General features: G+C 69.8%; 30 protein-coding genes and 1 tRNA gene. 18 read left to right on the forward strand and 13 right to left on the reverse strand.

The features are described 5' to 3' along the window. Window positions 1-88: 88 nt before the first annotated feature. The gene (gene serS, locus KUG39_RS10565; protein ID WP_216914997.1) at window positions 89-1,414 is read left to right on the forward strand and encodes a serine--tRNA ligase; all 1,326 of its coding nucleotides are present in this window, start codon (window positions 89-91) and stop codon (window positions 1,412-1,414) included. Here serS and KUG39_RS10570 read toward each other — a convergent pair. From KUG39_RS10570 to KUG39_RS10595, 6 genes are all read right to left on the reverse strand, one after another. After that, entirely contained in the window at window positions 1,362-2,954 is a 1,593-nt protein-coding gene (locus tag KUG39_RS10570) for a class I SAM-dependent methyltransferase (RefSeq protein ID WP_216914999.1), read from the reverse strand. The two genes, serS and KUG39_RS10570, sit on opposite strands and share 53 nt — an antisense overlap. A gap of 11 nt (window positions 2,955-2,965) precedes the next feature. Continuing rightward, a complete protein-coding gene (locus KUG39_RS10575) occupies window positions 2,966-3,598 on the reverse strand; it encodes a prepilin-type N-terminal cleavage/methylation domain-containing protein (protein ID WP_190610893.1) in 633 nt (210 codons plus the stop codon). Window position 3,599: 1 nt separating this feature from the next. Continuing rightward, window positions 3,600-4,205: a type IV pilin protein gene (locus KUG39_RS10580; protein WP_216915001.1), complete on the reverse strand. Its 606-nt coding sequence runs from the start codon at window positions 4,203-4,205 to the stop codon at window positions 3,600-3,602. Continuing rightward, window positions 4,202-4,822, reverse strand: coding sequence for a hypothetical protein (locus KUG39_RS10585; protein ID WP_190610891.1), 621 nt, complete (start codon window positions 4,820-4,822; stop codon window positions 4,202-4,204). The genes KUG39_RS10580 and KUG39_RS10585 overlap by 4 nt, the downstream gene beginning before the upstream one ends. Further along, on the reverse strand, window positions 4,822-7,524 hold the full coding sequence (locus tag KUG39_RS10590) for a type IV pilus modification PilV family protein (RefSeq protein WP_216915002.1): 2,703 nt from the start codon (window positions 7,522-7,524) through the stop codon (window positions 4,822-4,824). Before KUG39_RS10590 ends, KUG39_RS10585 begins: the two co-directional genes overlap by 1 nt. Window positions 7,525-7,638: 114 nt before the next feature. Next, entirely contained in the window at window positions 7,639-8,052 is a 414-nt protein-coding gene (locus KUG39_RS10595; protein WP_216915004.1) for a PilZ domain-containing protein, read from the reverse strand. Window positions 8,053-8,166: 114 nt separating this feature from the next. Here KUG39_RS10595 and rseP point away from each other — a divergent pair, with 114 nt between their 5' ends. The 6 genes from rseP (at window position 8,167) to KUG39_RS10625 (ending at window position 13,269) form a co-directional block, all read left to right on the forward strand. Next, window positions 8,167-9,255: an RIP metalloprotease RseP gene (gene rseP / locus KUG39_RS10600; protein ID WP_216915006.1), complete on the forward strand. Its 1,089-nt coding sequence runs from the start codon at window positions 8,167-8,169 to the stop codon at window positions 9,253-9,255. Between the two features lies 1 nt (window position 9,256). Continuing rightward, window positions 9,257-9,904, forward strand: coding sequence for an endonuclease III (gene nth / locus KUG39_RS10605; RefSeq protein ID WP_216915008.1), 648 nt, complete (start codon window positions 9,257-9,259; stop codon window positions 9,902-9,904). Between the two features lie 75 nt (window positions 9,905-9,979). Next, on the forward strand, window positions 9,980-10,282 hold the full coding sequence (rpsN, locus tag KUG39_RS10610) for a 30S ribosomal protein S14 (RefSeq protein WP_043325519.1): 303 nt from the start codon (window positions 9,980-9,982) through the stop codon (window positions 10,280-10,282). A gap of 130 nt (window positions 10,283-10,412) precedes the next feature. Next, the gene (locus KUG39_RS10615; protein WP_094586153.1) at window positions 10,413-12,542 is read left to right on the forward strand and encodes a polyribonucleotide nucleotidyltransferase; all 2,130 of its coding nucleotides are present in this window, start codon (window positions 10,413-10,415) and stop codon (window positions 12,540-12,542) included. Between the two features lie 74 nt (window positions 12,543-12,616). Continuing rightward, entirely contained in the window at window positions 12,617-12,859 is a 243-nt protein-coding gene (locus KUG39_RS10620) for a type II toxin-antitoxin system Phd/YefM family antitoxin (RefSeq protein WP_216915010.1), read from the forward strand. After that, window positions 12,853-13,269 (forward strand): type II toxin-antitoxin system VapC family toxin, encoded by a 417-nt coding sequence (locus KUG39_RS10625; RefSeq protein ID WP_216915012.1) that lies wholly within the window; start codon window positions 12,853-12,855, stop codon window positions 13,267-13,269. Before KUG39_RS10620 ends, KUG39_RS10625 begins: the two co-directional genes overlap by 7 nt. A gap of 16 nt (window positions 13,270-13,285) precedes the next feature. Here the strand turns inward: KUG39_RS10625 and KUG39_RS10630 are convergent, their stop codons facing one another. Beyond that, window positions 13,286-14,218, reverse strand: a complete 933-nt coding sequence (locus KUG39_RS10630; protein WP_216915014.1) for a 3'(2'),5'-bisphosphate nucleotidase CysQ family protein — start codon at window positions 14,216-14,218, stop codon at window positions 13,286-13,288. A 32-nt stretch (window positions 14,219-14,250) separates the two neighbouring features. Between KUG39_RS10630 and rsmI the strand changes: the two genes are divergently transcribed. Together rsmI and KUG39_RS10640 are read left to right on the forward strand one after the other, a co-directional pair. Continuing rightward, entirely contained in the window at window positions 14,251-15,105 is an 855-nt protein-coding gene (gene rsmI, locus KUG39_RS10635; RefSeq protein ID WP_353617376.1) for a 16S rRNA (cytidine(1402)-2'-O)-methyltransferase, read from the forward strand. Window positions 15,106-15,129: 24 nt separating this feature from the next. Further along, entirely contained in the window at window positions 15,130-15,369 is a 240-nt protein-coding gene (locus KUG39_RS10640; RefSeq protein WP_216915018.1) for a hypothetical protein, read from the forward strand. A gap of 4 nt (window positions 15,370-15,373) precedes the next feature. Here KUG39_RS10640 and KUG39_RS10645 read toward each other — a convergent pair whose 3' ends face one another. Next, window positions 15,374-16,318 (reverse strand): hypothetical protein, encoded by a 945-nt coding sequence (locus KUG39_RS10645; RefSeq protein WP_216915020.1) that lies wholly within the window; start codon window positions 16,316-16,318, stop codon window positions 15,374-15,376. Window positions 16,319-16,401: 83 nt separating this feature from the next. Between KUG39_RS10645 and KUG39_RS10650 the strand changes: the two genes are divergently transcribed. From KUG39_RS10650 to KUG39_RS10660, 3 genes are all read left to right on the forward strand, one after another. After that, window positions 16,402-16,475, forward strand: a tRNA-Arg gene (locus tag KUG39_RS10650). A gap of 93 nt (window positions 16,476-16,568) precedes the next feature. Then, the gene (locus tag KUG39_RS10655) at window positions 16,569-16,865 is read left to right on the forward strand and encodes an AbrB/MazE/SpoVT family DNA-binding domain-containing protein (protein WP_216915022.1); all 297 of its coding nucleotides are present in this window, start codon (window positions 16,569-16,571) and stop codon (window positions 16,863-16,865) included. A gap of 13 nt (window positions 16,866-16,878) precedes the next feature. Beyond that, a complete protein-coding gene (locus KUG39_RS10660; protein WP_216915024.1) occupies window positions 16,879-17,301 on the forward strand; it encodes a type II toxin-antitoxin system VapC family toxin in 423 nt (140 codons plus the stop codon). Here the strand turns inward: KUG39_RS10660 and KUG39_RS10665 are convergent. Further along, entirely contained in the window at window positions 17,298-17,702 is a 405-nt protein-coding gene (locus KUG39_RS10665) for a YccF domain-containing protein (RefSeq protein ID WP_094586160.1), read from the reverse strand. The two genes, KUG39_RS10660 and KUG39_RS10665, sit on opposite strands and share 4 nt — an antisense overlap. 44 nt (window positions 17,703-17,746) lie before the next feature. Then, window positions 17,747-18,121, reverse strand: coding sequence for an ArsR/SmtB family transcription factor (locus KUG39_RS10670; RefSeq protein ID WP_286193108.1), 375 nt, complete (start codon window positions 18,119-18,121; stop codon window positions 17,747-17,749). 53 nt (window positions 18,122-18,174) lie between these two features. On the opposite strand from KUG39_RS10670, the gene KUG39_RS10675 reads away from it, so the two are divergent. The 5 genes from KUG39_RS10675 to KUG39_RS10695 all read left to right on the forward strand — a co-directional run bounded on the left by KUG39_RS10675 (window position 18,175) and on the right by KUG39_RS10695 (window position 22,609). Next, window positions 18,175-19,215: an ArsJ-associated glyceraldehyde-3-phosphate dehydrogenase gene (locus KUG39_RS10675; protein WP_216915026.1), complete on the forward strand. Its 1,041-nt coding sequence runs from the start codon at window positions 18,175-18,177 to the stop codon at window positions 19,213-19,215. 7 nt (window positions 19,216-19,222) lie between these two features. Beyond that, window positions 19,223-20,506 carry an organoarsenical effux MFS transporter ArsJ gene (gene arsJ / locus KUG39_RS10680; RefSeq protein WP_216915029.1) on the forward strand — a complete coding sequence of 428 codons (1,284 nt, stop codon included), beginning with the start codon at window positions 19,223-19,225 and terminating at the stop codon, window positions 20,504-20,506. Window positions 20,507-20,616: 110 nt separating this feature from the next. Continuing rightward, window positions 20,617-21,063 carry a DUF3598 family protein gene (locus tag KUG39_RS10685; RefSeq protein WP_216915031.1) on the forward strand — a complete coding sequence of 149 codons (447 nt, stop codon included), beginning with the start codon at window positions 20,617-20,619 and terminating at the stop codon, window positions 21,061-21,063. Beyond that, a complete protein-coding gene (locus KUG39_RS10690) occupies window positions 21,063-22,028 on the forward strand; it encodes a histone deacetylase family protein (RefSeq protein ID WP_216915033.1) in 966 nt (321 codons plus the stop codon). The genes KUG39_RS10685 and KUG39_RS10690 overlap by 1 nt, the downstream gene beginning before the upstream one ends. 44 nt (window positions 22,029-22,072) lie before the next feature. After that, window positions 22,073-22,609, forward strand: a complete 537-nt coding sequence (locus KUG39_RS10695) for a hypothetical protein (RefSeq protein ID WP_216915035.1) — start codon at window positions 22,073-22,075, stop codon at window positions 22,607-22,609. Window positions 22,610-22,638: 29 nt separating this feature from the next. On the opposite strand, the gene KUG39_RS10700 is transcribed toward KUG39_RS10695, so the two are convergent. After that, window positions 22,639-22,809, reverse strand: a complete 171-nt coding sequence (locus KUG39_RS10700; protein WP_158219558.1) for a hypothetical protein — start codon at window positions 22,807-22,809, stop codon at window positions 22,639-22,641. Window positions 22,810-23,149: 340 nt separating this feature from the next. On the opposite strand from KUG39_RS10700, the gene KUG39_RS10705 reads away from it, so the two are divergent. Further along, window positions 23,150-23,488: a PilZ domain-containing protein gene (locus KUG39_RS10705; RefSeq protein WP_158219559.1), complete on the forward strand. Its 339-nt coding sequence runs from the start codon at window positions 23,150-23,152 to the stop codon at window positions 23,486-23,488. A gap of 7 nt (window positions 23,489-23,495) precedes the next feature. Here KUG39_RS10705 and KUG39_RS10710 read toward each other — a convergent pair whose 3' ends face one another. After that, a complete protein-coding gene (locus KUG39_RS10710; protein ID WP_216915037.1) occupies window positions 23,496-24,233 on the reverse strand; it encodes a pentapeptide repeat-containing protein in 738 nt (245 codons plus the stop codon). Between the two features lie 5 nt (window positions 24,234-24,238). Next, complete coding sequence (locus KUG39_RS10715) at window positions 24,239-25,186, reverse strand: HAD family hydrolase (RefSeq protein WP_216915039.1); 948 nt, start codon at window positions 25,184-25,186, stop codon at window positions 24,239-24,241. Window positions 25,187-25,376: the final 190 nt, after the last annotated feature.

Here is a 25,376-nt window from a genome sequence, read left to right on the forward strand (position 1 = left end):
CAGGTGGTCAGAAGGTCCGCCAACTGTAGGGCCGGTGTCCACCTGTGACGCCGGTCCGTAGGCTGCCCCCAAGACGATTGGCCCTCCCGTGCTGGATCAGCGCCTGCTGCGCAACGACCCGACGCTGATCACCGGCCCCCTGGCGCGGCGCGGCATGGCCACCGACCTCTCAGGCCTGCGCCAGCTGGCCCTGGAGGCCCGCGACCTGGAGCAGCGGCGCAGTGAGCTGCAGGCGGAGGGCAACCGCATCGGCAAGGAGGTGGGCGAGCGGATCCGGGCCGGCGCCGCCCCGGGCGGGGAGGAGGTGAAGGAGCTGCGGGAGCAGGGCAACCGCATCAAGCGCCAGGTGGGGGAGCTGGAGGAGCAGGAGAAGGGGATTGAGACGCAGCTGCTGGAGCAGCTGATGGTGCTGCCCAACCTGCCCTCGCCCCTCTGCCCCAGCGGCCGCAGCGAGGCCGACAACGTGGAGGTGAAGCGCTGGGGCACGCCGCGCGTCGCCGCCGCTGGCGAAGAGCTGCAGGAGCACTGGCAGATCGCCGAACGGCTCGGCATCGTCGACACCGAGCGCTCGGTGCGCATCGCCCAGAGCCGTTTCGTCACCCTGCTGGGCCAGGGCGCCCGGCTGGAGCGGGCCCTGATCAGCTTCATGCTCGATCGCCACGGCCAGCGGGGCTACACCGAGGTGCTGCCGCCGGTGCTGGTGAACACCGCCAGCCTCACCGGCTCCGGCCAGCTGCCCAAGTTCGCCGAGGAGAGCTTCCGCTGCGCCGATGACGACCTCTGGCTCACCCCCACCGCCGAGGTGCCGGTCACGTCCCTGCATCGCGGCGAGGTGCTGGGCGCCGAGCAGCTGCCGCTGAAGTACGCCGCCTACACCCCCTGCTTCCGCCGCGAGGCCGGCTCCTACGGCCGCGACACCCGCGGCCTGATCCGCCTGCACCAGTTCAACAAGGTGGAGCTCTACTGGTTCGTGGCCCCGGAGGACTCCGAGGCGGCCCACGAGCAGCTCACCTTGGATGCCGAAGCGATCCTGGAGGCCCTGGAGCTGCCCTACCGGCGCCTGGAGCTGTGCACCGGCGATCTGGGCTTCTCCGCCGCCCGCACCTACGACCTGGAGGTGTGGCTGGCGGGCGCCGGCACCTACCGGGAGATCTCCAGCTGCAGCACCTGCGGCGATTTCCAGGCCCGGCGGGCCTCGATCCGCTTCCGCGACGGCAAGACCACCCGCCTGCTCCACACCCTCAACGGCAGCGGCCTGGCCGTGGGCCGCACCATGGCCGCCCTGCTGGAGGCGGGCCAGCAGCCGGACGGCAGCGTCAGGCTGCCCGGGGCGCTGGTGCCCTACTTCGGGGCCGAGACCCTCACTGCGGCAGGGCCCCCAGCCGCCGCAGCTGGGGCAGCCGCAGGGCGATGAAGTCGGCGGTGATGCGCTCGATCGAGCGCATCTGGGCCTTGGGGTCCTCGACGACCGTCTTGTCGGCCTCCAGCAGCTGCACGCCCATCTGCTGCAGACCCAGCAACACGCAGGTTCCCAGCATCGGCCCCTCCAGGCCGTCCGTGAGGGCCCGGTGGATCAGCACCTCCACCGGGGAGATGGAGGTCACCGCCCCCAGGCGGGGCAGCAGGAGGGAGCCGTAGGAGCGGCCCTGTTCGATCAGCTGGAACAGGGCGGCGTTGACGCGCTGGGCCTCGGGGGCCGCCGCCTCCCCGGCGTCGCCGCGATCGAGGCCGATCCGGCTGACGTGGAGCAGCATGGCCGCGATCAGCAACACCCCCTCGGGTGTCTTGTCGCTGAGGGCCACCAGCTCGGCCAGGGTGCGCGGCCCGTCGTGGACCGCGGCTTCGATCGGCCCGTAGACCTTGGGATCGCCGACCACCTGCCCGAAGGTGGTGGTGAACAGATAGGGGTCGTCGTCCTTGTCCTCGGCGGCAGCCGCCGGCGGACCCTCCAGCCTCTGCACCGCCAGCGCCGCCAGCCGCTCCTCGGCCTGAAGACGGGTAAGGGGGAGGGCCCCCTTGACGAACAGGTCGCGGCGGAAGGCCTTGTTGGTCGCCAGATCGATCAGGGTCTGGCGGATCAGGGGGTTCTCCTCCTCGAGCACCGCCTCCTTCAGGGAGGGGGCCAGCAGCTCGTCGAACAGTTCCGGCAGGGTGGCGCTGCCGAGATGGCGCAGCTTGTGGCGGCTGCAGCGCCGGTGCATGTCGGCCACATAGAGGGGCTGCCAGCCTTCGCAGCCGTACTCACCGCAGAGGTAGTCGGGATTGTCCTGGCTGATCCAGGCCAGCTCGCCATCCAGGGAGGGGAAGGCGCTGCCCAGGGGCGTGGGCGCGTCCGCCGTTCCGATCAGCCGCCGCAGGCTGGCGACGGTTCGGTGGATCGTCGCCAGCGGTTGGCTGGGGTCGCTGCGGCCCGATTCGAGAGCGTAGAGCTTCTGGAAGGCCGAGCGGGCCAGCCAGCCCGGATGGGTGTTGTAGGAGCAGTAGAACAGCCCCCCGGGCCTCAGGGCCAGGGACGCCAGCTCCAGCAGGGCCTCCTGCACCGATTCGCCGATCCAGGTGGCGATGCCGTGGGCGGTGACGTAGTGGTACGGGCCGGTGTGCCCGGGCAGCCAGCCGAGCGGCGAGGGATCCCGCTGCAGGGCCACGAAATCGGCCTCGAGAAAGCGGATGTTGGTGAGGCCCAGCTGGGCCACGAGCCACTCGGAATGGCTGATGTGCTCGGGGTGGAAATCGACGCCGACGAACGATCCTTCGGGGTAGTTGGCCGCCAGCAGGGCGAGGCCGAAACCCATGCCGCTGCCGAGCTCGAGGTAGGAGAACGGGCTGCCGTCCCGCGGCCGCGGCGGCGTGTGGCCCTTGACGAGGGAGGCGAAATCCAGCCAGTTGGGGGCCAGTTCCCGGTAGGTGCCGCAGGTGTAGGTGGATTGCGAGTAGTAGCCGCGATCCCAGTGCATGGAGGGGTGGGTCAGCGGATGTAGTGCGCGGCGCCGGCGGCCACGCTGATCGTCTGGTTCCGGGTGATGGCGTAGGTGGGCACCGCCAGGGTGACGGCGATCGTCGCCGAGCGGCAGTCGGCCGACACGGTGGGGGTGAAGGCGGTGACGCCATCGAGCACCACGGCGTTGTTCTGGTTGCTGGCGACGGTGGGGTCGAGCCGGCCGCTGGTGAGGATGCGGGGGCCATCCCTGAGCACCCGGCCGGTGCCGGCATCGAAGCGGTAGGTGATCACCCGCTCCACCGGGTCGGCGTTGGCCACATCCAGGGGCACCAGCAGGCTGAAGTTGGTGGCCGGCCCGGTGACCGTGGCACAGCTGAGCGGGGTGGCGAAGGTGCCCGGCACGCAGGCGGTGTCGTTGGCGGGAGGCGTGCCGGCCTGCATCCGACAGGCCTCGACGGCCTCGGAATTGAGCAGGTAGTTGAACTTGCTCAGATCCCGCTGCAGCTGCACCGACCAGATCGTGGCGTTGGTGGAATTCAGGTGCGAGACGATCACCGAGGCGGCGGCGGCCACCGCGATTCCCCCCAGGACCGTGCCGATCAGCAGCTCCACCAGGGTGAAGCCCGAGGGGCGTACGGGGCGTAGGCGGGTTCGGTTCATGTCAACGGACGCTCCAGGCGGTGCAGTCGGTGTTGGGGTTTCCGGTGGCGTTGTTGCGACCCATGCGCTGGAGGCCGAGGGTGCCGGAGAGCCGCACGCAGCGCACCGGCACCTGGCCGGCCACGCTGATGCGCACGCTGATGTCGGTGGCGGCGCTGCCGGCATTGACGGCAGGTGCGGTGGTGCTGATCGCCCCGCGGGGGGTGAACCACCACTGCAGGGTGCCCGTGGTGGTCAGCGTCGTCGCCACCGACGCGGCCACCTGGAAGTTCTGGTTGATGTTGATGCCCGGCAGTCGTACGTCAGCCTCGGTGGCGCAGTTGGTGGGGTTGACGGAGGCCAGCACCGCCCCGGGCGCCAGGGTGCCGGTGTTCACGGTCACCTGGCAGCTGACGCCGTTCTGCTCCGGGGAGCGGGAAATCTGATCCAGCCAGGCGGCGAGCTCCACCGTGGCGGCGTTGGCGCGCTCGCGGCGCCAGCTGTCCTGGGAGACGGTGAACAGCACCGAACTGACCACACCGATGATGGCCACCGTGACCATCAGCTCCACCACCGTGAACCCACGGGCAAGGCCAGCGACGGGTGCCTTCGGCAGGAGCGCTCTCATGGGCACCAGCGGGCCATCGGCGGGGTGATGTTGGCCACCCGGGTCACCCGGGCATTGACCGTGTCGGTGTAGATGACACGGATGGTTCTGTTGGCCTGGGCGGCGGCGGTCCGGGTCACCCCGGCGGGCTGGGCCAGGGCATTCACCGCCGTCACCAGGGGGTTCAGGAAGGCCCCGCTGGCGCAGAGCTGGTCGACGGCAGCCCGCTCATCGGAGGTGGCCGGACTGGTGCCGACGATGGTGGCGGTGGTGGCCGGGTCGTCCCGCTGGGGATAGAAGTAGCGGGAATCGAGCGGATTGTTGGTGGCGCAGTTCGCGGTGGGGCCGAAGGTGGTGGGCGGCGTCACGGTGCAGACGGAGGAACAGCAGGTGAGCCGTCCGCTGAGCTGCTTGATCTCGGCGAGCTGGGAATCAATCTCCCGATCCATCGTCACCACCCGGCGGGCTTCCGCCGACGACCGGTTGACGCTGGTGAGCACCACCGCCGTTCCGGAAACGACAATCGCGAGCAGGATCACCAGCACCAGGGGTTCGACGATCGTGAAACCCCCGGCCCTCCAGACCCGGGGCTGGCGGGCCCACACCCTGGAGGTTCCGTGGCGCGCCGGGGCGGCCATCACTGGTAGTTGCGGGAGGAGGAGACGGCCCGCGCCACCCAGTCAACGCCCGTCCACTGGACGTAGTCGGGGTTGAAACCGGTGGAGAACGCCGCCGACAGGCCCACCGAGGAAGACGGCGGAATCCGGAAGTGGAAGGCGCCGCAGGGCCGGAAGCTGCTCACCCAGATCCTGCCGTTGATGCTCCAGTTGTTGGGGTTGGTGGCGAAGCCCGGCGGATCAACACCGGTTTGACAGCCATCGGACCTCAGCCGCAGGTTGCCCCAGGGTAAGTAGAACCAGGCACGGGAGATCTTGCCTGTGGCCGTTCCGGTGGCGGCCATGGTGATGAATTGCTGGCCGGGCGTTCCGGTCAGGGAGCCGTTATCACGTCCGAAGAAGTTGAGGCGATCGGGAACCCCCACATCCGAATAGGGATCGGAATCGGGGATCTCTGTGGTGCAGTTATCGGAAAGGGTGGCGCAGCGGAAATGCTGGATCGTGGCCGTGTCGCTGGTGGAGATCAGCGGATTTCCGAACGTGGAACCGCGGATGTCACCGGTCTGGCTGTAATAGAAGGAGATCGGCCCACCGGTGGTGTCCATCCTCACGCCGCCACCGCTGTTGAGGTTGATGAGCGGTCCGACGCAGTGGAACCCAGGCAGGACCGTCTGGGGAGAGGTGGTGGTGTATTCGCAGAAGCTGTTCACACCGCCCCGAGGGGCCAGTTGGACGTTGTCGATGGTGACGGTTTCATCGGCCGCGAGGGCCGTGGTGTTGATGAAGCGGATGCGGGTGTTTGCACCCACGTTGGCCGGCTGAATGGGATTGGTGATGTAGGTCCTGGCTGTATTGGCACTGTCGGTCGTGATGGTGCCGATGTCAGCCCAGGTGGTGCCGTTGCTGGACGCCTGAACGGTGATGGTGTCAGCTGTCGACGAATCAAAGTTGAAAGCGATGGCCTGGAACTTCAGGCGAGGCCCGGAATTCTCGAAGCCGGTGAGATTGATGCCACGGCTGACACTGACCGCGTTGGCGGTAGTGGATTTGCCATCGACGCTGCCAATGCGCAGTGCGTTGCTTGAGGTGCCGAAACTGGTGGCTGCTGCGATGCGCACCTTCCCCACAGTGGTGCTCTGCGCGCCATCGGCCGGATCAACTTCCACCCACGGCCCGAGCACCGCCCCCGAACTGGGGTTGAGCCACTGGGCGGTGGAGGGGGTGATGTTGGTGTTGCCGGTGTTGCCGGAATAGGAACCGGCATCGAAGTTATCGGCGATGCGATCATCCGACACATTCTCCCAGGACGTGCTGGTGCACGTGGCGAGGGTGCAGACCTCCACCCTGGGGCGATTGACAGCCGTGGGAGTGGTGGGGGTGTTGGTGCGGAAGGTGAATCGCCATGCCGCCCCCGAGCTCTGCAGCTGCATGAGCGGGTTGGGGTTGAAGGCATTCGCCGTGACGCTTGCCGTCGAGGTTGACGTGTTGGTCAGAGCACTGGCAGGGAAGTTGTAGTTGCTTCCGATCGTGGCGGCCGCCCAGCCGTTGGGACTCCAGGTGTAGTAGTAGTTGCCTGCGGTGGTCTCACTGCCGATCTCCGGCAGATCGATGGTGCCGGGGATGATGGGAATGCCGGAGATGCTGCGGCCCAGCTTGTCGCTGGCGGTGCCGCACTGGGGGCAATTGATGTTGCCCCACCAGCTGGCATCGTCGGGAGTACCAAGCGCGGCGCTGTTCACCGATTTGCTGTTCGGCGCTACCCGCCAGTTGGCGCGGTCGAAGGTGGTGTCGCCCTTGTTGACGATGCCGATCATGCTGGTGATGTTCACCACCTGGTTCGCCTTGTTCACCGTGGTGAACCGGTCGTTGGCCCAGTAGGAGAAATGGGTGCCGCCGTTGATGCCGGTGATCAGGCCGAACTCGACGCCGCAGGCCCGCTTGTCGGAGCCCAGGTTGGTGGCCGCGTTGGAGCCGAAGGAGGCCCCGCAGCACTTGGGCAGCACCTCGAATTCACGGGTCACCGTGGCGGTGGCCACGGCTGTGCCCCCCCGCATCACACGCCCCTGGACCTCGACGGTGATGAAGCCCCCGTTGGACCCCGGCAGTGCTGCGCCGGTGCCGTCGGGGTCGTCAAGGTTGATCAGGTCGCTGAAGTTGCCGGTGAAGCTTGGTCCCACCGTGGTCACCCCGCCGGTCTTGGTGGAGGCCACCGAAATCGCCCGGCGGTTCGTATTGCCGGAGGGACCGGCCGAGTAGGTGACGCGCACCAGGGCGAACTGGCGGTCGCCGCTGTTGGTCTTGCTCGGATCGGCCAGATCGCGGAACTCACCGTCGCCGAAACTCTTGGCCTGGGCCGTGGGCTGGCCGGTGCCCCCTGGCCTGGTGGCGTTGCCGTCGGTGGTGACGCAGGGGCTCTGAAGGGTGGTGGTCGAGCCGGCCCAGGTGCTCATCGCCTGGCCCGACACCAGCAGCTTGCGGTTCTGGGGCTGGTTCCAGGTGGCGATGATCTCGTCGATGCCGGCTTCGGCGGCACTGCGCGCCTCACTGCTGGAGCCCTGCTCGCGACTGCCGAGCAGGTTGCTGGCCACCAGGCTGGAGAGCCCCACGGTGCCGACCACCAGGGCCAGCAGCACCAGGATGCCGGCGAACATGGAAAAACCCGCCTGCCCTTGGCGCCGCTTCGGCGCGGTGGTCAGCAGGTGGAGCAGAAATCTGGCGTTCACGGCAGGACCGACGGTGGGCTGTACATCCATGCAGCCGATCCGGAAATCCTAAGCACGGAGGGCGAAGGCAGCACGGGCCTGCGGAAGGGTCGGCAACGATTTCGCCCTCCGGGCTCAGCCGTCGACGCTGCCGCGCGTCTGCAGGGTCTGGTCGAAGTACTGGTCGAGCATGGTGCCGGGCAGCAGGGGGCCGTCGCTGAACGCCAGCCCGACCAGGGTGTTGTAACTGCGGCTGTTCACCCACTGGACCCGCGCCGGCAGGGAGACGCTCTGGTGCTGCTCGTAGTCGCTGATGTCGAGCAGCACCTCCTCATCGGCCGTCACCTCGAGGGATCCCCGGCGCACCACGCAGGCGCCGGTGCGGCTGACATCGCCCACCGTCACGTAGACGGTGCGGCCCGTGGACAGCCGGATGCTGGCCGAAACACCCCCGGGCAGGGCGTGGCGCAGGGAGGTGCGCAGTTCTTCAGGCTCTTCACCGACTGGTTGCCCACCGGCTGGTTGCCCACCGGTCTGTTGCTCGGCCATGCAGGCAGACCCGCCCATCGACGAGGTCATGCTATCCCTCCCCTCCGGCGGCGCCAGCGTCCCGGTGCCGCGGCGGTTCCCGCAGAATGGGGCCAAATAGAGCCGGAAAACTGAATGGGTGTACTGACGGCGCTGGCGATCCTGGCGGGCCTGATCGTGGTGCACGAGGCCGGCCACTTCTTCGCCGCCACCTGGCAGGGCATCCGGGTCAGCGGGTTCTCGATCGGCTTCGGGCCCGCCCTGATCCAGCGCAAGCGGCGCGGCGTCCTGTTCGCCCTGCGAGCCATCCCCCTGGGCGGTTTCGTGGCCTTCCCCGACGACGAGGACGACAGCACCATCGCCGCCGACGATCCCGATCTGATGGGCAACCGGCCCCTGCCCCAGCGGGCCCTGGTGATCGCCGCCGGCGTGATCGCCAACCTGCTGCTGGCCTGGAGCGTCCTGCTGGCCCAGGGGCTGGTGCTCGGCATCCCCTCCGGCTTCAGCACCACCCCCGGTGTGGTGGTGGCCGCCGTGCAGCCCGGCCAGGCGGCGGCCGGCTCCGGCCTCCAGCCCGGCGATCGCATCGTGGCGGTCGATGGCACCCCCCTGGCCGGCGGCCAGGAGGCGGTGATGGCCCTGGTGGAGCGCATCAAGGACGCCCCCGGCCGCACCCTGCGCCTGCAGGCCGACCGCAACGGCACCCTCCTGCAACTCCCCCTCACCCCCACCGACAGCAGCGGCATCGGCCGCATCGGCGCCCAGCTGCAGCCGAACGGCACCGAATCCTTCCGGCCGCCCACCAGCCCGCTGGAGCCGATCCTCCAGGCCAACCACGACTTCATGGCGCTCACCCGCCGCACGGTGGAGGGCTTCGGCACCCTGCTCACCCACTTCGGCGAAACCGCGCCCCAGGTGTCGGGGCCGGTGAAGATCGTCGAGATGGGGGCCTCCCTGGCCAGCCAGGGGGGCAGCAGCCTGTTCCTGTTCACCGCCCTGATCTCGATCAACCTGGCGGTGCTCAACGCCCTGCCCCTGCCCCTGCTGGACGGCGGCCAGTTCGCCCTGCTGCTGCTGGAGGGGGTGCGGGGCCGGCCCCTGGCCGACCGCTACCAGATGGCCTTCATGCAGTCGGGCTTCGTTTTCCTGGTGGGCCTCTCCCTGGTGCTGATCGTCAAGGACACCAGCCAGCTGCCCGCCATCCAGCAGCTGCTCAGCCGCTGAGGTGCCCCGCTTCCCCAGCCCCCGCACCCGGGCGCCCCTGATCCTCGAGCGGCTCGGCGTCCTCTACCCGGAGGCCACCTGCTCCCTCGACTGGCGCACACCCTGGGAGCTGCTGGTGGCCACCATGCTCTCGGCCCAGTGCACCGATGAGCGGGTCAACAAGGTGACCCCGGCCCTGTTCGAGCGGTTCCCCGATGCCGCCGCCGCCGCCGCCGTCGAGAGCGACGCCGTGGAGCCCTACGTGCAGTCGACCGGCTTCTACCGCAACAAGGCGAAGCACATCGTGGCCGCCTCCCGCCTGCTGATGGAACGCCATGGGGGCGCCGTGCCGGCGTCGATGGAGGAGCTGCTGCCCCTGCCGGGGGTGGCCCGCAAGACCGCCAACGTGGTGCTGGCCCACGCCTTCGGCATCAACGCCGGCGTCACCGTCGACACCCACGTGAAACGGCTGGCCAACCGGCTCGGCCTCACCCGCCACAGCGACCCGAAGAAGATCGAACCCGACCTGATGAAGCTGGTGCCGCGGCCGGAGTGGGAGACCCTCTCGATCCGGCTGATCTTCCATGGCCGGGCCGTCTGCGTGGCCCGCAAGCCCCGCTGCGCCGGCTGCGGCCTGGCCGATCTCTGCCCCAGCCACCAGGGCCCCTGACCCGGGTCGGCCTGGGTGGACGGGGCGGGCCAGACGGTACGATGGCGGGCTGAAGTTTCCCCCTCCTCCGGCCGCATGGCGAAGAAGTCGATGATCGCGCGTGACGTGAAGCGCCGCAAGATCGTGGAGCGCTTCGCAGCGCGCCGTGCCGCCCTCAAGGAGGCCTTCGATGCGGCCGGCGATCCGATGGAGCGCCTGGAGATCCACCGCAAGCTGCAGTCGCTGCCCCGCAACAGCGCCCCCAACCGCATCCGCAACCGCTGCTGGGCCACCGGCAAGCCCCGCGGCTACTACCGCGATTTCGGCCTCTGCCGCAACCAGCTGCGCGAGCGCGCCCACAAGGGTGAGCTCCCCGGCGTGGTCAAGTCCAGCTGGTGAGCCGGGGGCTCCAGCCCTTTCACCGCAACGGCTTTCGGTCGCATCAGGCGCCCCGTGAGGGCGCCTTCTTCATGGCCTGGAACGGCGGATGCGAGAATGGTCGGCGACAACAAAACGGACATAACGCCCAGTGCAAGGACACACTCAGTCGATCTCCTTCGATGGTCGGGAGATCCGGCTGACCAGCGGCCGATTTGCGCCCCAGGCCGGGGGCTCGGTGATGGTGGAATGCGGCGATACAGCGATTCTGGTCACCGCCACCCGCTCGAAAGGCCGGGAAGGCATCGATTTCCTGCCGCTGATCTGCGATTACGAGGAGCGTCTCTACGCCGCCGGCCGCATCCCGGGCAGCTTCTTTCGCCGTGAGGCCCGCCCCCCCGAGCGGGCCATCCTCACCTGCCGCCTGATCGACCGGCCGATGCGGCCCCTGTTCCCGGGCTGGCTGCGGGACGACCTGCAGATCGTCGCCACCTGCATGTCTCTCGATGAGCGGGTTCCGCCCGACGTGCTCGCCGTGACCGGCGCTTCGATGGCCACCCTGCTGGCGAAGATTCCCTTCATGGGCCCCATGGCCGCCGTGCGCGTCGGCCTGCTGGGTGACGACTTCGTGCTCAACCCCAGCTTCCGCGAGATCGAGCGCAGCGAACTGGATCTGGTGGTGGCCGGCACCCCCTCCGGCGTGGTGATGGTGGAAGCGGGCGCCAACCAGCTGCCCGAACAGGACGTGATCGAGGCCATCGACTTCGGCTATGAAGCCGTGGGCGAACTGATCCGGGCCCAGCTGGCCCTGCTCAAGGAGCTCGGCATCGAGCAGGTGCTGCCCGAGGAGCGCAGCGAAGACCCCGCCCTGCCCGAGTTCCTGGAGAAGGAATGCGCCAAGGGCATCGGTGAGGTGCTCAAGCAGTTCGGCCAGACCAAGGCCGAACGGGACGAGAAACTCGACGCCATCAAGGCCGAGGTGGGCGAGAAGATCGCCGCCCTCGGCGGCGAGGACCCGATCAAGGTGGCCGTGAGCAGCAACGGCAAGCTGCTGGGCAACACCTACAAGGGCCTCACCAAGAAGCTGATGCGCCAGCAGATCATCGTCGAGGGCAAGCGGGTCGATGGCCGCAGCCTCGACGAGGTGCGTCCCATCCAGGCGGCCGTCGGCGTGCTGCCCAAACGGGTGCACGGGACGGGCCTGTTCCAGCGGGGACTCACCCAGGTGCTCTCCTGCGCCACCCTCGGCACCCCGAGCGATGCCCAGGAGATGGACGACCTCAACCCCATCAGCGAGAAGACCTACCTGCACCACTACAACTTCCCCCCCTATTCGGTCGGTGAGACGCGGCCGATGCGCTCCCCCGGTCGGCGCGAGATCGGCCACGGCGCCCTCGCCGAGCGGGCCCTGATCCCCGTGCTGCCCTCCAAGGAGAGCTTCCCCTACGTGCTGCGGGTGGTCTCGGAGTGCCTCAGCTCCAACGGCTCCACCTCGATGGGCTCGGTCTGCGGCAGCACCCTGGCCCTGATGGACGCCGGCGTGCCCCTGGCGGCCCCGGTGAGCGGCGCGGCCATGGGTCTGATCAAGGAGGGCGAGGAGGTGCGCATCCTCACCGACATCCAGGGCATCGAGGACTTCCTCGGCGACATGGACTTCAAGGTGGCCGGCACCGAGAAGGGCATCACCGCCCTGCAGATGGACATGAAGATCTCCGGCCTCGCCGTCAAGACCATCGCCGACGCGATCAACCAGGCCCGTCCGGCCCGGCTGCACATCCTCGGCAAGATGCTCGAGGCCATCGACAAGCCCCGCGACGTCCTCTCCCCCCACGCCCCGCGTCTGCTCAGCTTCCGCATCGATCCGGAACTGATCGGCACGGTGATCGGCCCCGGCGGCCGCACCATCAAGGGCATCACCGAGCGCACCAACACCAAGATCGACATCGAGGACGGCGGCATCGTCACGATCGCCAGCCATGACGGCGCCGCCGCCGAGGAGGCCCAGCGCATCATCGAGGGTCTCACCCGTCGCGTCAGCGAAGGGGAGGTGTTCAACGGTTCGGTCACCCGGGTGATCCCGATCGGCGCCTTCGTGGAGATCCTGCCCGGCAAGGAGGGGATGATCCACATCTCCCAGCTCTCCGAAGCCCGGGTCGAGAAGGTGGAGGACGTGGTCAACGTCGGCGACCAGGTGACGGTGCGGGTGCGGGAGATCGACAACCGCGGCCGCATCAACCTCACCCTGCGGGGCGTTCCCCAGCAGGAGCCGGCGGCGGTCTGATCGCTGCGGGGGGGCCTGGCCGTGCGGCTGGGCCCTCAGCCCTAAACTGGTTGGCAACTGGTTGGAATCGGGCGATGAAGACCGTCGGGGCCTTCGAGGCCAAGACCCACCTCTCCAGCCTGCTGGAGGAGGTGTCCGCTGGCGAGGAGATCCTGATCACCCGCCACGGCAAGCCCCTGGCACGGCTGGTTCCGGTCAACGCCCATGGCCGCGAGCGCCGCATCGAAGCCATCGAGCGTCTGCGCAGCTTCGCCACCGGCCGTCGCCTAAACGGCCTCTCGATCCATGAGTTGCGGGACGAAGGCCGCCGGTGCTGAGGTTCGTCGCCGACGTTTCCGCTGTCTGCGCCTGGTGTTTCGAGGACGAGCGCACCGCGGCCTCAGAGGCGATCCTGGCCCGTTTGCCGGAGTCCGAACTCTGCGTGCCGGCGCTGTTTCTCTGGGAGCTGGCCAACGTGCTGCTGATGGCCGAACGGCGCGGCCGGATCAGCGCAGCGGATCGGAGCCAGTTCCTCACCCTTGTGATTCAGCTCGATCTGGCCATCGATCCCGCAGACCCGGCCGTCGTCTGGCATGACGTCCTGAGCCTGGCAGCCCAGCACCGTCTCACCAGCTACGACGCCGCCTATCTGGAACTGGCGATGCGCGCAGGTCTCCCCCTCGCCAGCCGCGACAACGCACTCATCGAGGCCGCCAGGACCTGCGGGCTGGCGCTGCTCGCCTGCTGAATCGGCTGGTTCCCGCTCAGACGGCGAAACCCGGATCGATCAGCGCCATCGCCGCCGCCGCCAGGCGGCAGAGATCGGCGTGGGCCGGGCCGTGGCTGGCGATCAGGCAGCCCGCCTGGCGCACGTCGCCGTTGTTATAGGTGAGGGGCCGGCCATCGGCATGGCTGAAGGCGCCGCCGGCGGCCACCAGCACCGCCTCCGGGGCGGCCATGTCCCAGTCCTTGGGGGCACTGCGGCCCGACAGGGAGATGTAGAGGTCGGCCTCCCCCCGCAGGATCGTGGCCACCTTGCCGCCGACACTGCCGATCGCCAGGCTGCGGGCGGGCCGCAGCTCGGCCAGCAACTGCTCCAGGCGGTCGTCGCGGTGGTTGCGGCTGGCCACCAGCACCAGCTCCTCGCCGCGGCCGCTGAGGGTGGCGGGGGTGCGCTCACCGGCCCGGTTCTCGCGCCAGGCCTCACCGCCCGTGCCGGCGTCGCCTGCCCCCACCAGCCCGAACCAGAGCTCCTCCGGCTCCGGCAGCAGCACCACCCCCAGCACGGGCCGCTGGCCGTGCACCAGGGCCAGGTGGACGGCGTACTCGCCGGTGCCCTGCAGGAAGTCCTTGGTGCCATCGAGGGGATCGAGGATCCACAGCCACTCGGCGTCCAGGGGCTGGCCCGGCACCAGCATCTCGGCGGCGGTCTCCTCGCTCAGCAGGGTCCAGCCCGCGGCCGGGAAGGCCGCCGCCAGGCCGTCGAGCAGCCAGCGGTTGACCGCCAGATCCGCCGCCGAGACCGGCCCCTCGCCGCCGTGGTCGACGCTCATGGCCGGCGGGAAACCGTAGGGGGGCTGCTCGCCGCGGGCATAGGCCCGCAGGATGTCGGCCGCCCCCCAGGCCAGCCGGCGCAGTTCCGCCAGCAGGGGCTCACGGCCGATGCCGTCGGGCAGGGCGAAGGAAGACGGCATCATGGAGACCCGAAAACGGCATTGTGCAGGAATCGGTGCAGGAGCACGAACCCGCCGCCGGCGTTCTCTATCTGGTGGGCACCCCCATCGGCAACCTCGACGACCTCTCCCCCCGGGCCCGGCGGGTGCTGGCGGGGGCCGACCGGGTCGCCTGCGAGGACACCCGCCGCAGCGGCCTGCTGCTGCACCACCTCGGCATCAAGGCGCCGCTGCTGAGCTTCCACCAGCACAACCAGACGGCCCGCATCCCCCAGCTGCTGGCGGCCCTGGAGGCGGGCGAAGCGATCGCCGTGATCAGTGATGCCGGCCTGCCGGGGGTGTCGGATCCGGGCCAGGAGCTGGCGGCCGCCGCCCGGGCCGCTGGCCGCCAGGTGATCTGTGTTCCCGGCCCCAGCGCCGTCACCACCGCCCTGGTGAGCAGCGGCCTGCCCACGGGCCGCTTCTGCTTCGAGGGCTTCCTGCCGCCGAAGGGCGGCCCCCGGCGCCAGCGGCTGGAGGCCCTGGCCGGCGAGGAGCGCACGATGGTGCTGTTTGAAGCCCCCCACAGGCTGCTGGCCCTGCTCGAGGACCTGCTGGCGGTGCTCGGCGACCGGCCCCTGCAGGTGGCGCGGGAGCTCACCAAGCGCCACGAGGAGCAGGTGGGCCCCACGGTGGCGGCGGCCCTGGCGCACTTCCAACGCACCCCGCCCCTGGGGGAGTGCACCCTGGTGCTGGGCGGTGCCCTCCCGGCGGCGGCCCCCGTCTGGGACGAGGCCGACCTGCGCCGCGCCCTTGGGGAGCTGGTGGCGGGCGGCCTCAGCAACCGGGAGGCCGCCCGCGCCCTGGCCGAGCGCAGCGGCCACAGCCGCCGGGACCTCTATGCCCTGCTGCACCGCGAGCCGTCAGACTGAGGCAGCCGGTCCTGCGACCCCCCGATGCTTCTGCGCCTGCGCCTCCTGTGCGGCAGCCTGCTGGGCGGCACCCTGCTGCTGACCCTGCTTTGCCTCGGGGCCCAGAACCTGGAGGTGCGGCCCCAGCTGCGCTTCGGCTTTGCCCGCAGCGCCCCGCTGCCGGCGGGCTTCATCGTGGGGGTGGCCCTGGTGCTGGGGGTGATCAGCGGCGGTGCCAGCGCCGCCCTGCTGCTGCCCGGCAACCCGCCGGGCGACGAGGGCTGAGGCCTCAGCTGCCGGGAAGGGCGTAGAGGGAACCCTCGATCACCACCCGGCTGATGCCCTGGGCCAGCAGGTAGGGGGCGGTGAGCTCGAACACCTTGAGGTCGGGCACCTTGATCACCCGCTGGGTGCGGCCGCACTGGCGCTTGGCCTGGCGGGGGTTGAGGAACACCACCAGGGCCTGGCGCTCCAGCTCGGCATCCGGCAGCCGGCCCAGCTCCGGGAACTCGCTCAGGGGCCGGGCCTGCAGTTCCACGGTCTTGTCGACCAGCATGTAGGCGCTGGAGGGCAGGGCGGCGCTGGCCAGGGGCTGGAGCCGGCCGTCGGCCCCCGCCGGGGCGCCGTCATCGAGCAGCACCACGGGGATCGGCTGGAACGGGTTGATCTCCCCCTCGGCCCCGTCGTCGGAGCCCTCGTCGTCGCCGTCGTCGCTGGTGAGCAGATCGTCGTCATCGGCACCGAAGTCGTCGGCATCCTCGATGGCCAGCACGGCGGGACCGTCCTCCGCTTCCGCCTCGGCACGCGCAGGGGCCGCCACCGTCAGGCGGCGAGGCGGGGCTGGCAGGGTCCTGCGGGCCGTGGTGGGCGTCTCGGGGGCGGGCTCCAGGGCGGGCTCCGGCTCAGCCGGCACTTCCGGCTCGGGATCCGGCTCGTGCGCCGCCTCCGGCTCGGGGGCGGGCTCGGGCTCGGGGGTGCTGATGGCGAGGGCCGTCTGCAGGGTGTCCGGGGCAGCGGCCGGGTCGGCATCGCCAGTGGCTGTCCGGCTGCGCCGGCGGGAGCGCTCCGCCTTGAGGCGCTCGTACTCCTCGTCGCCGAGTTCCGTGCGAACGACGCGGATGACCGTGTTGGTGCTGCAGCCGTAGCTGTCCGCCAGCTGCTGGCTGCTGGAACCCTCCCGGAATCGCCCAACCAGCTCGGTTTTCTGGCTGTCGCTGAGCCGGGTGGCGGCCATGGAACGGTTCAAGCGCGGTCGTCCACTGTAGGGGCGGCTACCGGAGTGGCCTGGCCGCCGAACACTGGCACAATGCCCACCTGGCTCCCTTAGCTCAGCTGGATAGAGCAGCTGCCTTCTAAGCAGCCGGTCGATGGTTCGAATCCATCAGGGGGCGTTGGTGGACCCGGCGGATCCGGGGCTCGAAGCCCGAGCAAGCCATGTAGAGTCGTGTATCTACATCCCGCCGGCACCGGCCGTGCTGGACGCCTTGGCACCATCCCAGCCCAGTCAACGAGCCGAGGAACCTGGCCGGCGCGCCCAGCAGGCGATCCGCCGCTGGGGCAACAGCCTGGCTGTCCGGATCCCGGCCGAGTGCCTGCGTCAGGCCGGGCTGCGGGAAGGCGACCCGATCGAGATCGTCGTCGGAGCCGACGGCCGACTGAGTCTGGAGCCCGTGCAACGGCTGGATCGCCGCGCGCTGGCCGCCGACCTGCGCCAGCTCCAGGCCACCATGCCGATCACCCCATCGGTGATCGAAGCGTGCCGGGACCGGGAGCGCTGGTGAGGTCGCCCCAGCCGTGATCTACCTGGACACCAGCGTCGTGGTCGCCCTGCTGACCCCGGAAGCGTCCAGCCCGCGGGCACTGGAATGGCTGGAGCAGTGCCGCGACACCCTGATCAGCAGCGACTTGCTGATCACCGAAACCCACAGCGCCCTCGGCCTCAAGCAGCGCCACCACGGGCTCAGCCCGGAAGCCCGCAGAACCGCCGGAGAGCATTTCGAACGTCTGTTGCAGGGCGGGGTGGAACTGCGCTCCCTGGACCGGGAGCGAGTCCGCCAGGCTGCTGGGCTGCTGCAGGATCCCGCTCTCGGCTTGCGCGCCGGTGATGCCCTGCACCTGGCGGTGGCCCTCCATAGCCGCTGCTCCCATCTGGCCAGCTTCGACGGGCGGATGCGGCAGGCCGCCGCCGCCCTGGGCCTGGCTCCAGCGCTGGACTAGCGCCGCACCGGCACCACCTGCATGCCGATCGGCGCCAGGGCGATCAGGGCCAGCTTGATGTGCTGGATGCCGAAGGGGATGCCCACGATCGTGACGAAACAGGCCACTGCGGCGCTGAGGTGGCCGATCGCCAGCCACCAGCCGGCCAGCAGGAACCAGATGACGTTGCCGACCAGCCCCAGCGGACCGGTGCCGAAATCCATCCGGCCGGTGAGCTCGCGGCGGCTGACGGCCTCGTAGCCGAACGGCCAGAAGGAGAAGTTGCCGATCACGAAGCAGGCCCGGGCCCAGGGGATCCCCACGATCGTGATCGCGGCCACCAGGCCGGCCAGCCACCAGCCCAGGCCCATCACGAAGCCCCCCAGCACGAACCAGAGGACGTTGAGCAGGAAGCGCAGCATGGGGAGAACCGGTGCTGCGCTCCAGCATGACGCCGTTCGGCCCCTCAGCCGCAGGGTTCGGCCGGGGCGGTGCAGCTGGCGGCCAGGGCGGCGAGCCAGCCCCTCAGACGTTCCAGGGCTTCCGGCTGCAGGCGGTAATACACCCAGCGGCCACTCTGGCGGTCGGTCAGCAGGCCTGTTTCCTTCAGCACCTTGAGGTGGAACGACAGCTTCGACTGAGCCAGGCCCAGGTCGGTGGTGAGGTCGCAGACGCAGCGCTCGCCGCTGCCCAGGGCCTCGATCACCTGCAGGCGGATCGGGTCGGACAGGGCCCGCAGCAGCAGGCGCGCCTCCTCGGCTTCCAGGGGGGCCGAGGCGCTGGCGATCGGCCCAGAAGCGCCGGGAATCGGCGGAGCGGCGGTGGTCCTTAACCCGGCCATAAATCGATCAACTCTGCTTGATGCGAGGTTAGGAGCCTGTCGCGGCAGGCGCTATGAGGATCGGCATCAACGGGTTCGGGCGGATCGGTCGCCTGGTGTTCCGCGCCCTCTGGGGGCGGCCGGGCCTGGAGCTGGTTCACGTTAATGACAGCGCCGGGGACGCCGCCGGCGCCGCCCACCTGCTGGAATTCGACTCGGTGCACGGCCGCTGGAGCCACGCGGTGGCGGCCGAGGCCGACGGCGGGGGCTTCACGGTGGAGGCCAACCGGGTGGGGTGGTCGCGGGGGAGCGATCCGGCGCTGGTGCCCTGGCAGGAAGCGGGGGTGGAGCTGGTGCTCGAGTGCAGCGGCAAGGTGAAGACGCCAGAGGCCCTCGCCCCCTACCTGCACCAGGGCGGCGTGAAGCGGGTGATCGTGGCCTGCCCGGTGAAAGGCGCGCTGGACGGCATCGACATCCCCAACATCGTCTTCGGCATCAACCACGGCACCTACGTGCCGAACCGGCACCGGATCCTCACCGCCGCCTCCTGCACCACCAACTGCCTGGCGCCGGTGGTGAAGGTGGTGCACGAGAGCTTCGGCATCCGCCACGGCTCGATCACCACCCTGCACAACATCACCAACACCCAGGTGGTGATCGACAGCTTCAAGAGCGATCTGCGCCGGGCCCGCTCCTGCAGCCAGAGCCTGATCCCCACCACCACCGGCTCGGCCAAGGCGATCGGCATGATCTTCCCCGAGCTGCAGGGCAAGCTCAACGGCCACGCCGTGCGCGTGCCCCTGCTCAATGCCTCGCTCACCGATGCGGTGTTCGAGCTGGAGCGCCCGGTGACGGTGGAGGAGGTGAACGGCGCCTTCGCGGCGGCGGCGGCGGGCCCCCTGCTGGGCATCCTGGGCTACGAGGAGCGGCCCCTGGTGTCGGTGGATTATCTCAACGACAGCCGCAGTTCGATCGTCGATGCCCTCTCGACGATGGTGATCAACGGCACCCAGCTGAAGGTGTACGCCTGGTACGACAACGAGTGGGGCTACAGCTGCCGGATGGCCGATCTGGCCTGCCATGTGGTCGCCCTGGACGCCGCCCGGGCGGAGTGAGCGGCCCATGCTTCCGACCCTTTCCGGCCGGCCGCTCACGGCCCTGCAGCAGTACGCCATCGTCACGGCCAACTACTGGTGCTTCACCCTCACCGACGGCGCCCTGCGGATGCTGGTGGTGTTCCACTTCCGCTCTCTGGGCTACAGCACGCTGGAGATCGCCTTCCTGTTTCTCTTCTACGAGTTCTTCGGCATCATCACCAACCTCTGCGGCGGCTGGCTGGGGGCCCGCTTCGGCCTGCGCCTCACCCTCTGGACCGGCACCCTGATGCAGGTGGCGGCCCTGATGATGCTGGTGCCCGTCGCCGAAAGCTGGCCGAAATGGTGGAGCGTGGCCTACGTGATGGTGGCCCAGGCGCTCAGCGGCATCGCCAAGGATCTCAACAAGATGAGCGCCAAAAGCGCCATCAAGTCCGTGGTTCCGGAAACCCCCGACGACCACGACAAGGGCGAGAGCCAGCTGTTCCAGTGGGTGGCGATCCTCACCGGCTCCAAGAACGCCCTGAAGGGGGTGGGCTTCTTCCTCGGCGGCCTGCTGCTGGCCACGATCGGCTTCAACGCCGCCGTCGGCTCCATGGCGGCGGGACTGTTCCTGGCCTTCCTGCTGACCCTGGTGCTGCCCGGGGAGATCGGCCAGATGAAGCAGAAGCCCGCCTTCCGCTCCCTGTTCTCCAAGTCCCCCGGCATCAATCGCATCTCCCTGGCCCGGTTCTTTCTCTTCGGCGCCAGGGATGTCTGGTTCGTGGTGGCCCTGCCGGTGTTCCTGCAGACCAGCCTCGGCTGGCGCTACTGGGAGGTGGGCGGCTTCATGGGCCTGTGGGTGATCGGCTACGGCATCGTGCAGGGATCGGCCCCGGCCCTGCGGCGCCGCTGGGGCCAGACCGCGCCGCCGGGCGTTTCCGCCGTGACCTTCTGGAGCGGACTGCTCACCGCCATTCCGGCCCTGATCGCCATCGCCCTCTGGCGCGAGGTGGGGAATCCCGGTGTGGCCGTGGTGGTGGGACTGGCGGCCTTCGGGGTGGTGTTCGCCATGAATTCCTCGATCCACAGCTACATGATCCTGGCCTACACCGATGCCGAATCGGTGAGCTTGAACGTGGGCTTCTATTACATGGCCAACGCCGGCGGCCGCCTGCTCGGCACGGTGCTCTCGGGTGCCCTGTTCCTGGTGGGCGGCCTCCAGGCCTGCCTGTGGAGCTCGGCCCTGCTGGTGGGTCTGGCCTGGCTGGTGAGCACCCGGCTGCCGGCGCCGCCACGGCAGGCCCAGAGCCGCCCGCTGGCCATCGGCTGAGCGCTGACCCTCGGCTGAGCGCTGACCCCAGAGCGCCGCCCCCGAGCGCAGCCCGCGCCGGCGGAGCTGTTGTCGCCATGCTGGATCCCGTTGTCCCGTCGGCCATGCCCTTGAGCGCCCCGCCCCGCCAGAGGTTGCTGGAGGCGAACGGCGGCTGCTGGGAGGGCCTCTTCCACCGGCTCGGCCCCGACGGCCGCGGGATCGAGCGCTTCCCCACCCGGCTGCGGGTGAGCGATGAGGACGGCACGATCGAAGCCGCCCTCACCTACCTGAACACCGGCCGCGTCGTGCCGATGCGCTTCAGCGAGCCGCCGGCGGCGATGCAGATCAGCGCCGCCGGCCACAGGAGCCTGGGCATGGATCGGATGGGTCCCTGGCCCTGGATCGCCGAACTCTGCGTCGTCCACGGCGAGCGGCGCCGGCGCATCGTGCTGCGCCATGGCGTGGAGAGCCTCGGATCCGAGAGCATCGAATCGGGGGTCGCCGGCGGCCCCCTCTGCCGGATCGAGCGCCGCTACACCCCCTACGGTCTGCTGGAGCCGCTGTCGCCGGACTGATGGGGCCTCCGCTGGTTTATCACCCGGCCTACGCGGTCCCCCTGCCCAGCGGCCATCGCTTCCCGATGCAGAAGTTCCGGCTGCTGAAGGAGCGGCTGGAGCAGCTGGAGCTGGCCCGCCCGGGGCAGATCCACCAGCCCCTGCCGGCGCCGCGCCGCTGGCTGGAGCAGGTGCATGGCCGCCAGTACCACGAGGCCTTTTCCCGGGGGCTGCTGACCCCCCAGGAGGTGCGCCGCATCGGCCTGCCCGTGTCGGAGCCCCTGGTGCGGCGCAGCTGGCTGGCGGTGGGGGGCACCGTGCTCACGGCCCGGCTGGCCCTGCGCCACGGTCTGGCCTGCCACCTGGCGGGCGGCACCCACCACGCCTTCCCCCTGCACGGCAGCGGCTTCTGCATCTTCAACGACTGCGCCGTGGCGGCCCGGGTGCTGCTGGACGAGGGCCTGGTGCGGCAGGTGCTGGTGGTGGATCTGGACGTGCACCAGGGCGACGGCACGGCGGCGATCTTCTCAGGCGACCCTCGGGTGTTCACCTTCTCGATGCACGCCGCCAGCAACTTCCCCCTGCACAAGCAGACGGGCGACCTCGACCTGGCCCTGGAGGACGGCGTCGGGGATGACGCCTACCTGCGGACCCTGGAGCGGACCCTGCCGGATCTGCTGGATCAGGTGCGTCCGGATCTGGTGCTCTACAACGCCGGCGTCGATCCCCACCGGGACGACCGCCTCGGCCGGCTGGAGCTGAGCGACGACGGCCTGTACCGGCGCGACCGACTGGTGATCGATGCCGCCCTGCGGCGCCGCCTGCCGGTGGCCACCGTCATCGGCGGGGGCTACGACGACCTGGCGGCCCTGGTGGAGCGCCACACCCTGGTGGTGCGGGCCGCCGCTGGGCTCGCCCGGATCCATGCCACCGGCATGGCGCTGTCACGTCCGGTCACAGATGGCCCCCGCCCCGGTCAGGGCTGAGTCATACGGGGGCGTTTTCCTGGTGGGGCCACGGAGCTTCGACCATGATCAGCCGTTCCTCCCGCCTGCTCCACGCCGCCCTGGTGGTGGTCTGCGGCGCCGGAATCGTCTACGCCCCGGTCCAGGCCCAGACCTCCCTGACCGTGCCCCTGGGGCAGTCCGGGTACTACGGCCGAATCAGCATCGGCAACCAGGCCCCACCGCCGGTGCTCGGCTACGGCCCGGTGATCGGCTGGCAGCCCTTGGGCAGCGACCGCTGGAACCCGTCCGCGATCGAGCCCATCTACCTGCGGGTGCCCCCCCAGCAGGCCCGCGACTGGGGCCGCTACTGCGGGCTTTACCAGGCCTGCAACGTGCCGGTCCTGTTCGTCCAGGACGACTGGTACCGCAACACCTACGCGCCGAAGGTGCGGGCGGCCCAGGCCAGGCAGGCCCGGCAGGCGGCCCGGCAGGCCCGGCGCGCCGCGGAGGCACGCGATCGCTGGCGTGCCTCCCGTGAGGAGGGGAAACGGCTGGTGACCCCCGACGGCCGCGTCTACGTGCTGGAGAAGCGGCGCGACCGTGACGACGACGACGATTGAGTCAGCGCCGGCCGTGGCCGCCGCCCGACTCAGCGGCGGCCGAGCAGGTCCTCCCAGGTGAGGGGATGCTGGGCCGGGTCGTGGCGGTGCGGCCTGGCCGCCAGGGGGCAGCAGGGGTAGGCATGGGGACCGCGGCCGGAGGCGGCGGCGCCGGGGATGGGGCGGGTCGCGCCGGACGGGCGCCTGGAGAGGGTGTTCATCGGAAAAGTGGACAGGGGGATATGGATCTCGCACCGGGAGACTGCCGATACCCCGCGGGGAATCGCACACGGCAGTCGATGTTGGACCTTATGGACCGACGTTGGACCTGGTGGACCGACCCCAGGAAGCGCGGGGCGGCTCGGTGCTGGCTCCGACGAAGGCGAACAACAGGTTCGCCGGCTTCTGCCGGATCGCTTCATCCTAGCCGATGCTCTGGCGGCCCCATCGCGGCAGATCGCAGAAACCAGGCGAAGAGGTGGTGACGCAGACAACAACCGGACCTAGAATTGGCACTCCCCCTGTTCTCGCTTCATGGCAGGGGCGTGCCGTGCCCTTTTCATGTCACAGGATCAGCATCCCGAAGGGAAGCGTGCCAGCACACGGCACCACGTCCCTGTCGGCGTCTCGGTGAGCCTCACCCTGGCCACGAAGCAATCGGTGTTCGTCAATCTCCGCGATGTCAGCGAACAGGGGGCCTGCGTGCTGCGTCAGGGCAGCCTGGACGTCCAGGAGGACGACACCGTCATCTTCGAAGCCCGCAACTACGACGCAGGCTCGAAGGTGACCCTGCGCTCCAAGGTGCGCTGGGTGCGAAACACCGGCTTCAACACCTACGTGGGCCTGTCCTTCCTCAACGCCTCGCTCCCCCAGGACGCCCTCACCAGGCTGGTCGCCTGATCCAGGATCAGCCCTCCTCGGCGCCCGCTGCAGCCTCCTGACCCGGTAGCGGACCGTCCGTGAGCGTCCGGCTGAGCTGGGCGCCCCGAAACTCCGCGCCATCGACCCTGGCGCCCCGCAGATCCGTCCGACTCAGATCGGCCCCGGTGAAGTTGGCCGCGCGCAGATCGGCGCCACGAAAATTAGCCCCGCTCAGATCGGCGCGGCTGAAATCCGCCTCGGCCAGATCGGCGCCATGGCAGTCGGCGTTGCGCAGCACCGTGCCGGAGAAGTTGGCACGGCGCCAACGGCTGAACGGGATCCTCAGACCTTCGAGATCCACGCCCCCCAGATCGAAGTCGTCCTGCCAGAGGCCATCGGCGGAGAGCATCTCCAGGGCCCGGAGGCGGCCCAGGGTGTTGGCGGCCCCGGCCTGACGCTGGGCCAGCAGCAGCTCGAACATCTCCTGGTGCTCTTTCTCCTTGCGCTGTCCGGCTTCGAGCAGATAGAAGATCGCCGCCGTGACGATGCTGAACGATTCGACCGTGCCGATGCTGATGATCTCCAGGAAATTGCTGGTCAGGCAATGGGACTGGCCGGCCTTGGCATGGCAGTTCTCGAAACGGTTGACCACCGCCAGCAACGCAAAAGACAGCACGGCGGCCATCAGCACCCGGAAACCGAAGGAGCGGTCCAGCAGCCGGAAGAACGGCGATTCACGCCGCCGCTTCTGGCGTGCGTACCAGGTGGAGGAGGGCCTGCGCATCCGGGTCAGTCCTGGGTTGGAGGTGAGGGGAAGATCCGGTCCCAGTCACGCCGCAGGCTGACCAGGCTCCAGTCGTGGCGCCCGGCCAGCTCCAGGCCCTGATCCAGGCGGCCGAAGGGGGAGGCGCGGTCGTAGGCCACCTCCCGCTCGCCGTCATCGTGGTGCAGCAGCAGCCCCAGCCGCTGGCCGGGGCCGGCGGTGGTCCAGCGCAGCATGGCCAGGTCGCCGTCGGAGTTGCCGAAGGCCGCGATCGGGCGCCGGCCGATGGCCCGTGCGATCCCCACCGGCTTGGCCTCCCCGTCGTTGATGGAATCGACCATGGCTTCGCGCCAGACCGTCGGCTGGCCGTTCTCCTCGCCGTAGCGCAGCTGCAGCGTCGAGCCGATCACCCGCTCCGGAGGGATGCCGTAGGTCTCCTCAGCGAACACCCGCACGAACTCGACACCGCCACCGGTCACGATCCAGCTGCGGAACCCCCTGGCCCGCAGGAAGGCCAGCAGTTCCAGCATCGGCTGGTAGACGAGCCCGGTGTAGGGCACCCCCAGCCGGGGATGGCGGGCCTCCCGCAGCCAGGCGCGGGCCAGGTCTCTGAAGGCCGCGTCGGTCATGCCGGCGTGGGTGATCGCCGCCAGCTCCAGCAGCCCCTCGAGGCCGTGGCCCATCAGGGCCTTGATGTCGTCGTCCAGGGCCGCCGCCACCAGGGAATGGCGTGCCAGCTCGGGGCGCTCCGCCACCAGAGTCCGTACGCGCTGGAGGGCGAAGGCCAGCTGCACGTACATCGGCTGCTCCGACCAGAGCGTGCCGTCGTTGTCGAACACGGCGATCCTCTCCTGGGGCGCCATCCAGGCGGGGTCCCCGGGGGTGCTGACCGCCAGGGCGAACGCGAGCAGGCGTCGCTTGACGCTGCCCTCGCGCCAGGAGGGCAGGGGATCGGGGCCAGCGTCAGCGGTCATGGGGCGAAGGCTGGGGCTGGAGGGAAACCGCCGGCAGCGGAGTTCCGCCGGCCCACGCTGGCACAGCGACGGAGAAGCCCGGCCTCGCCCAGCCGGAACCCGACGCCATGAAAAAACCCCCTGCGCGAGCAGGGGGTTGAGAAAGTCCAGGAAATCTGGAGAGGCTGGATCAGCCGATCGCCGGGGCGGT

The sequence above is a fragment of the Synechococcus sp. CCAP 1479/10 genome (assembly GCF_019038515.1).
Lineage (GTDB): Bacteria > Cyanobacteriota > Cyanobacteriia > PCC-6307 > Cyanobiaceae > Cyanobium.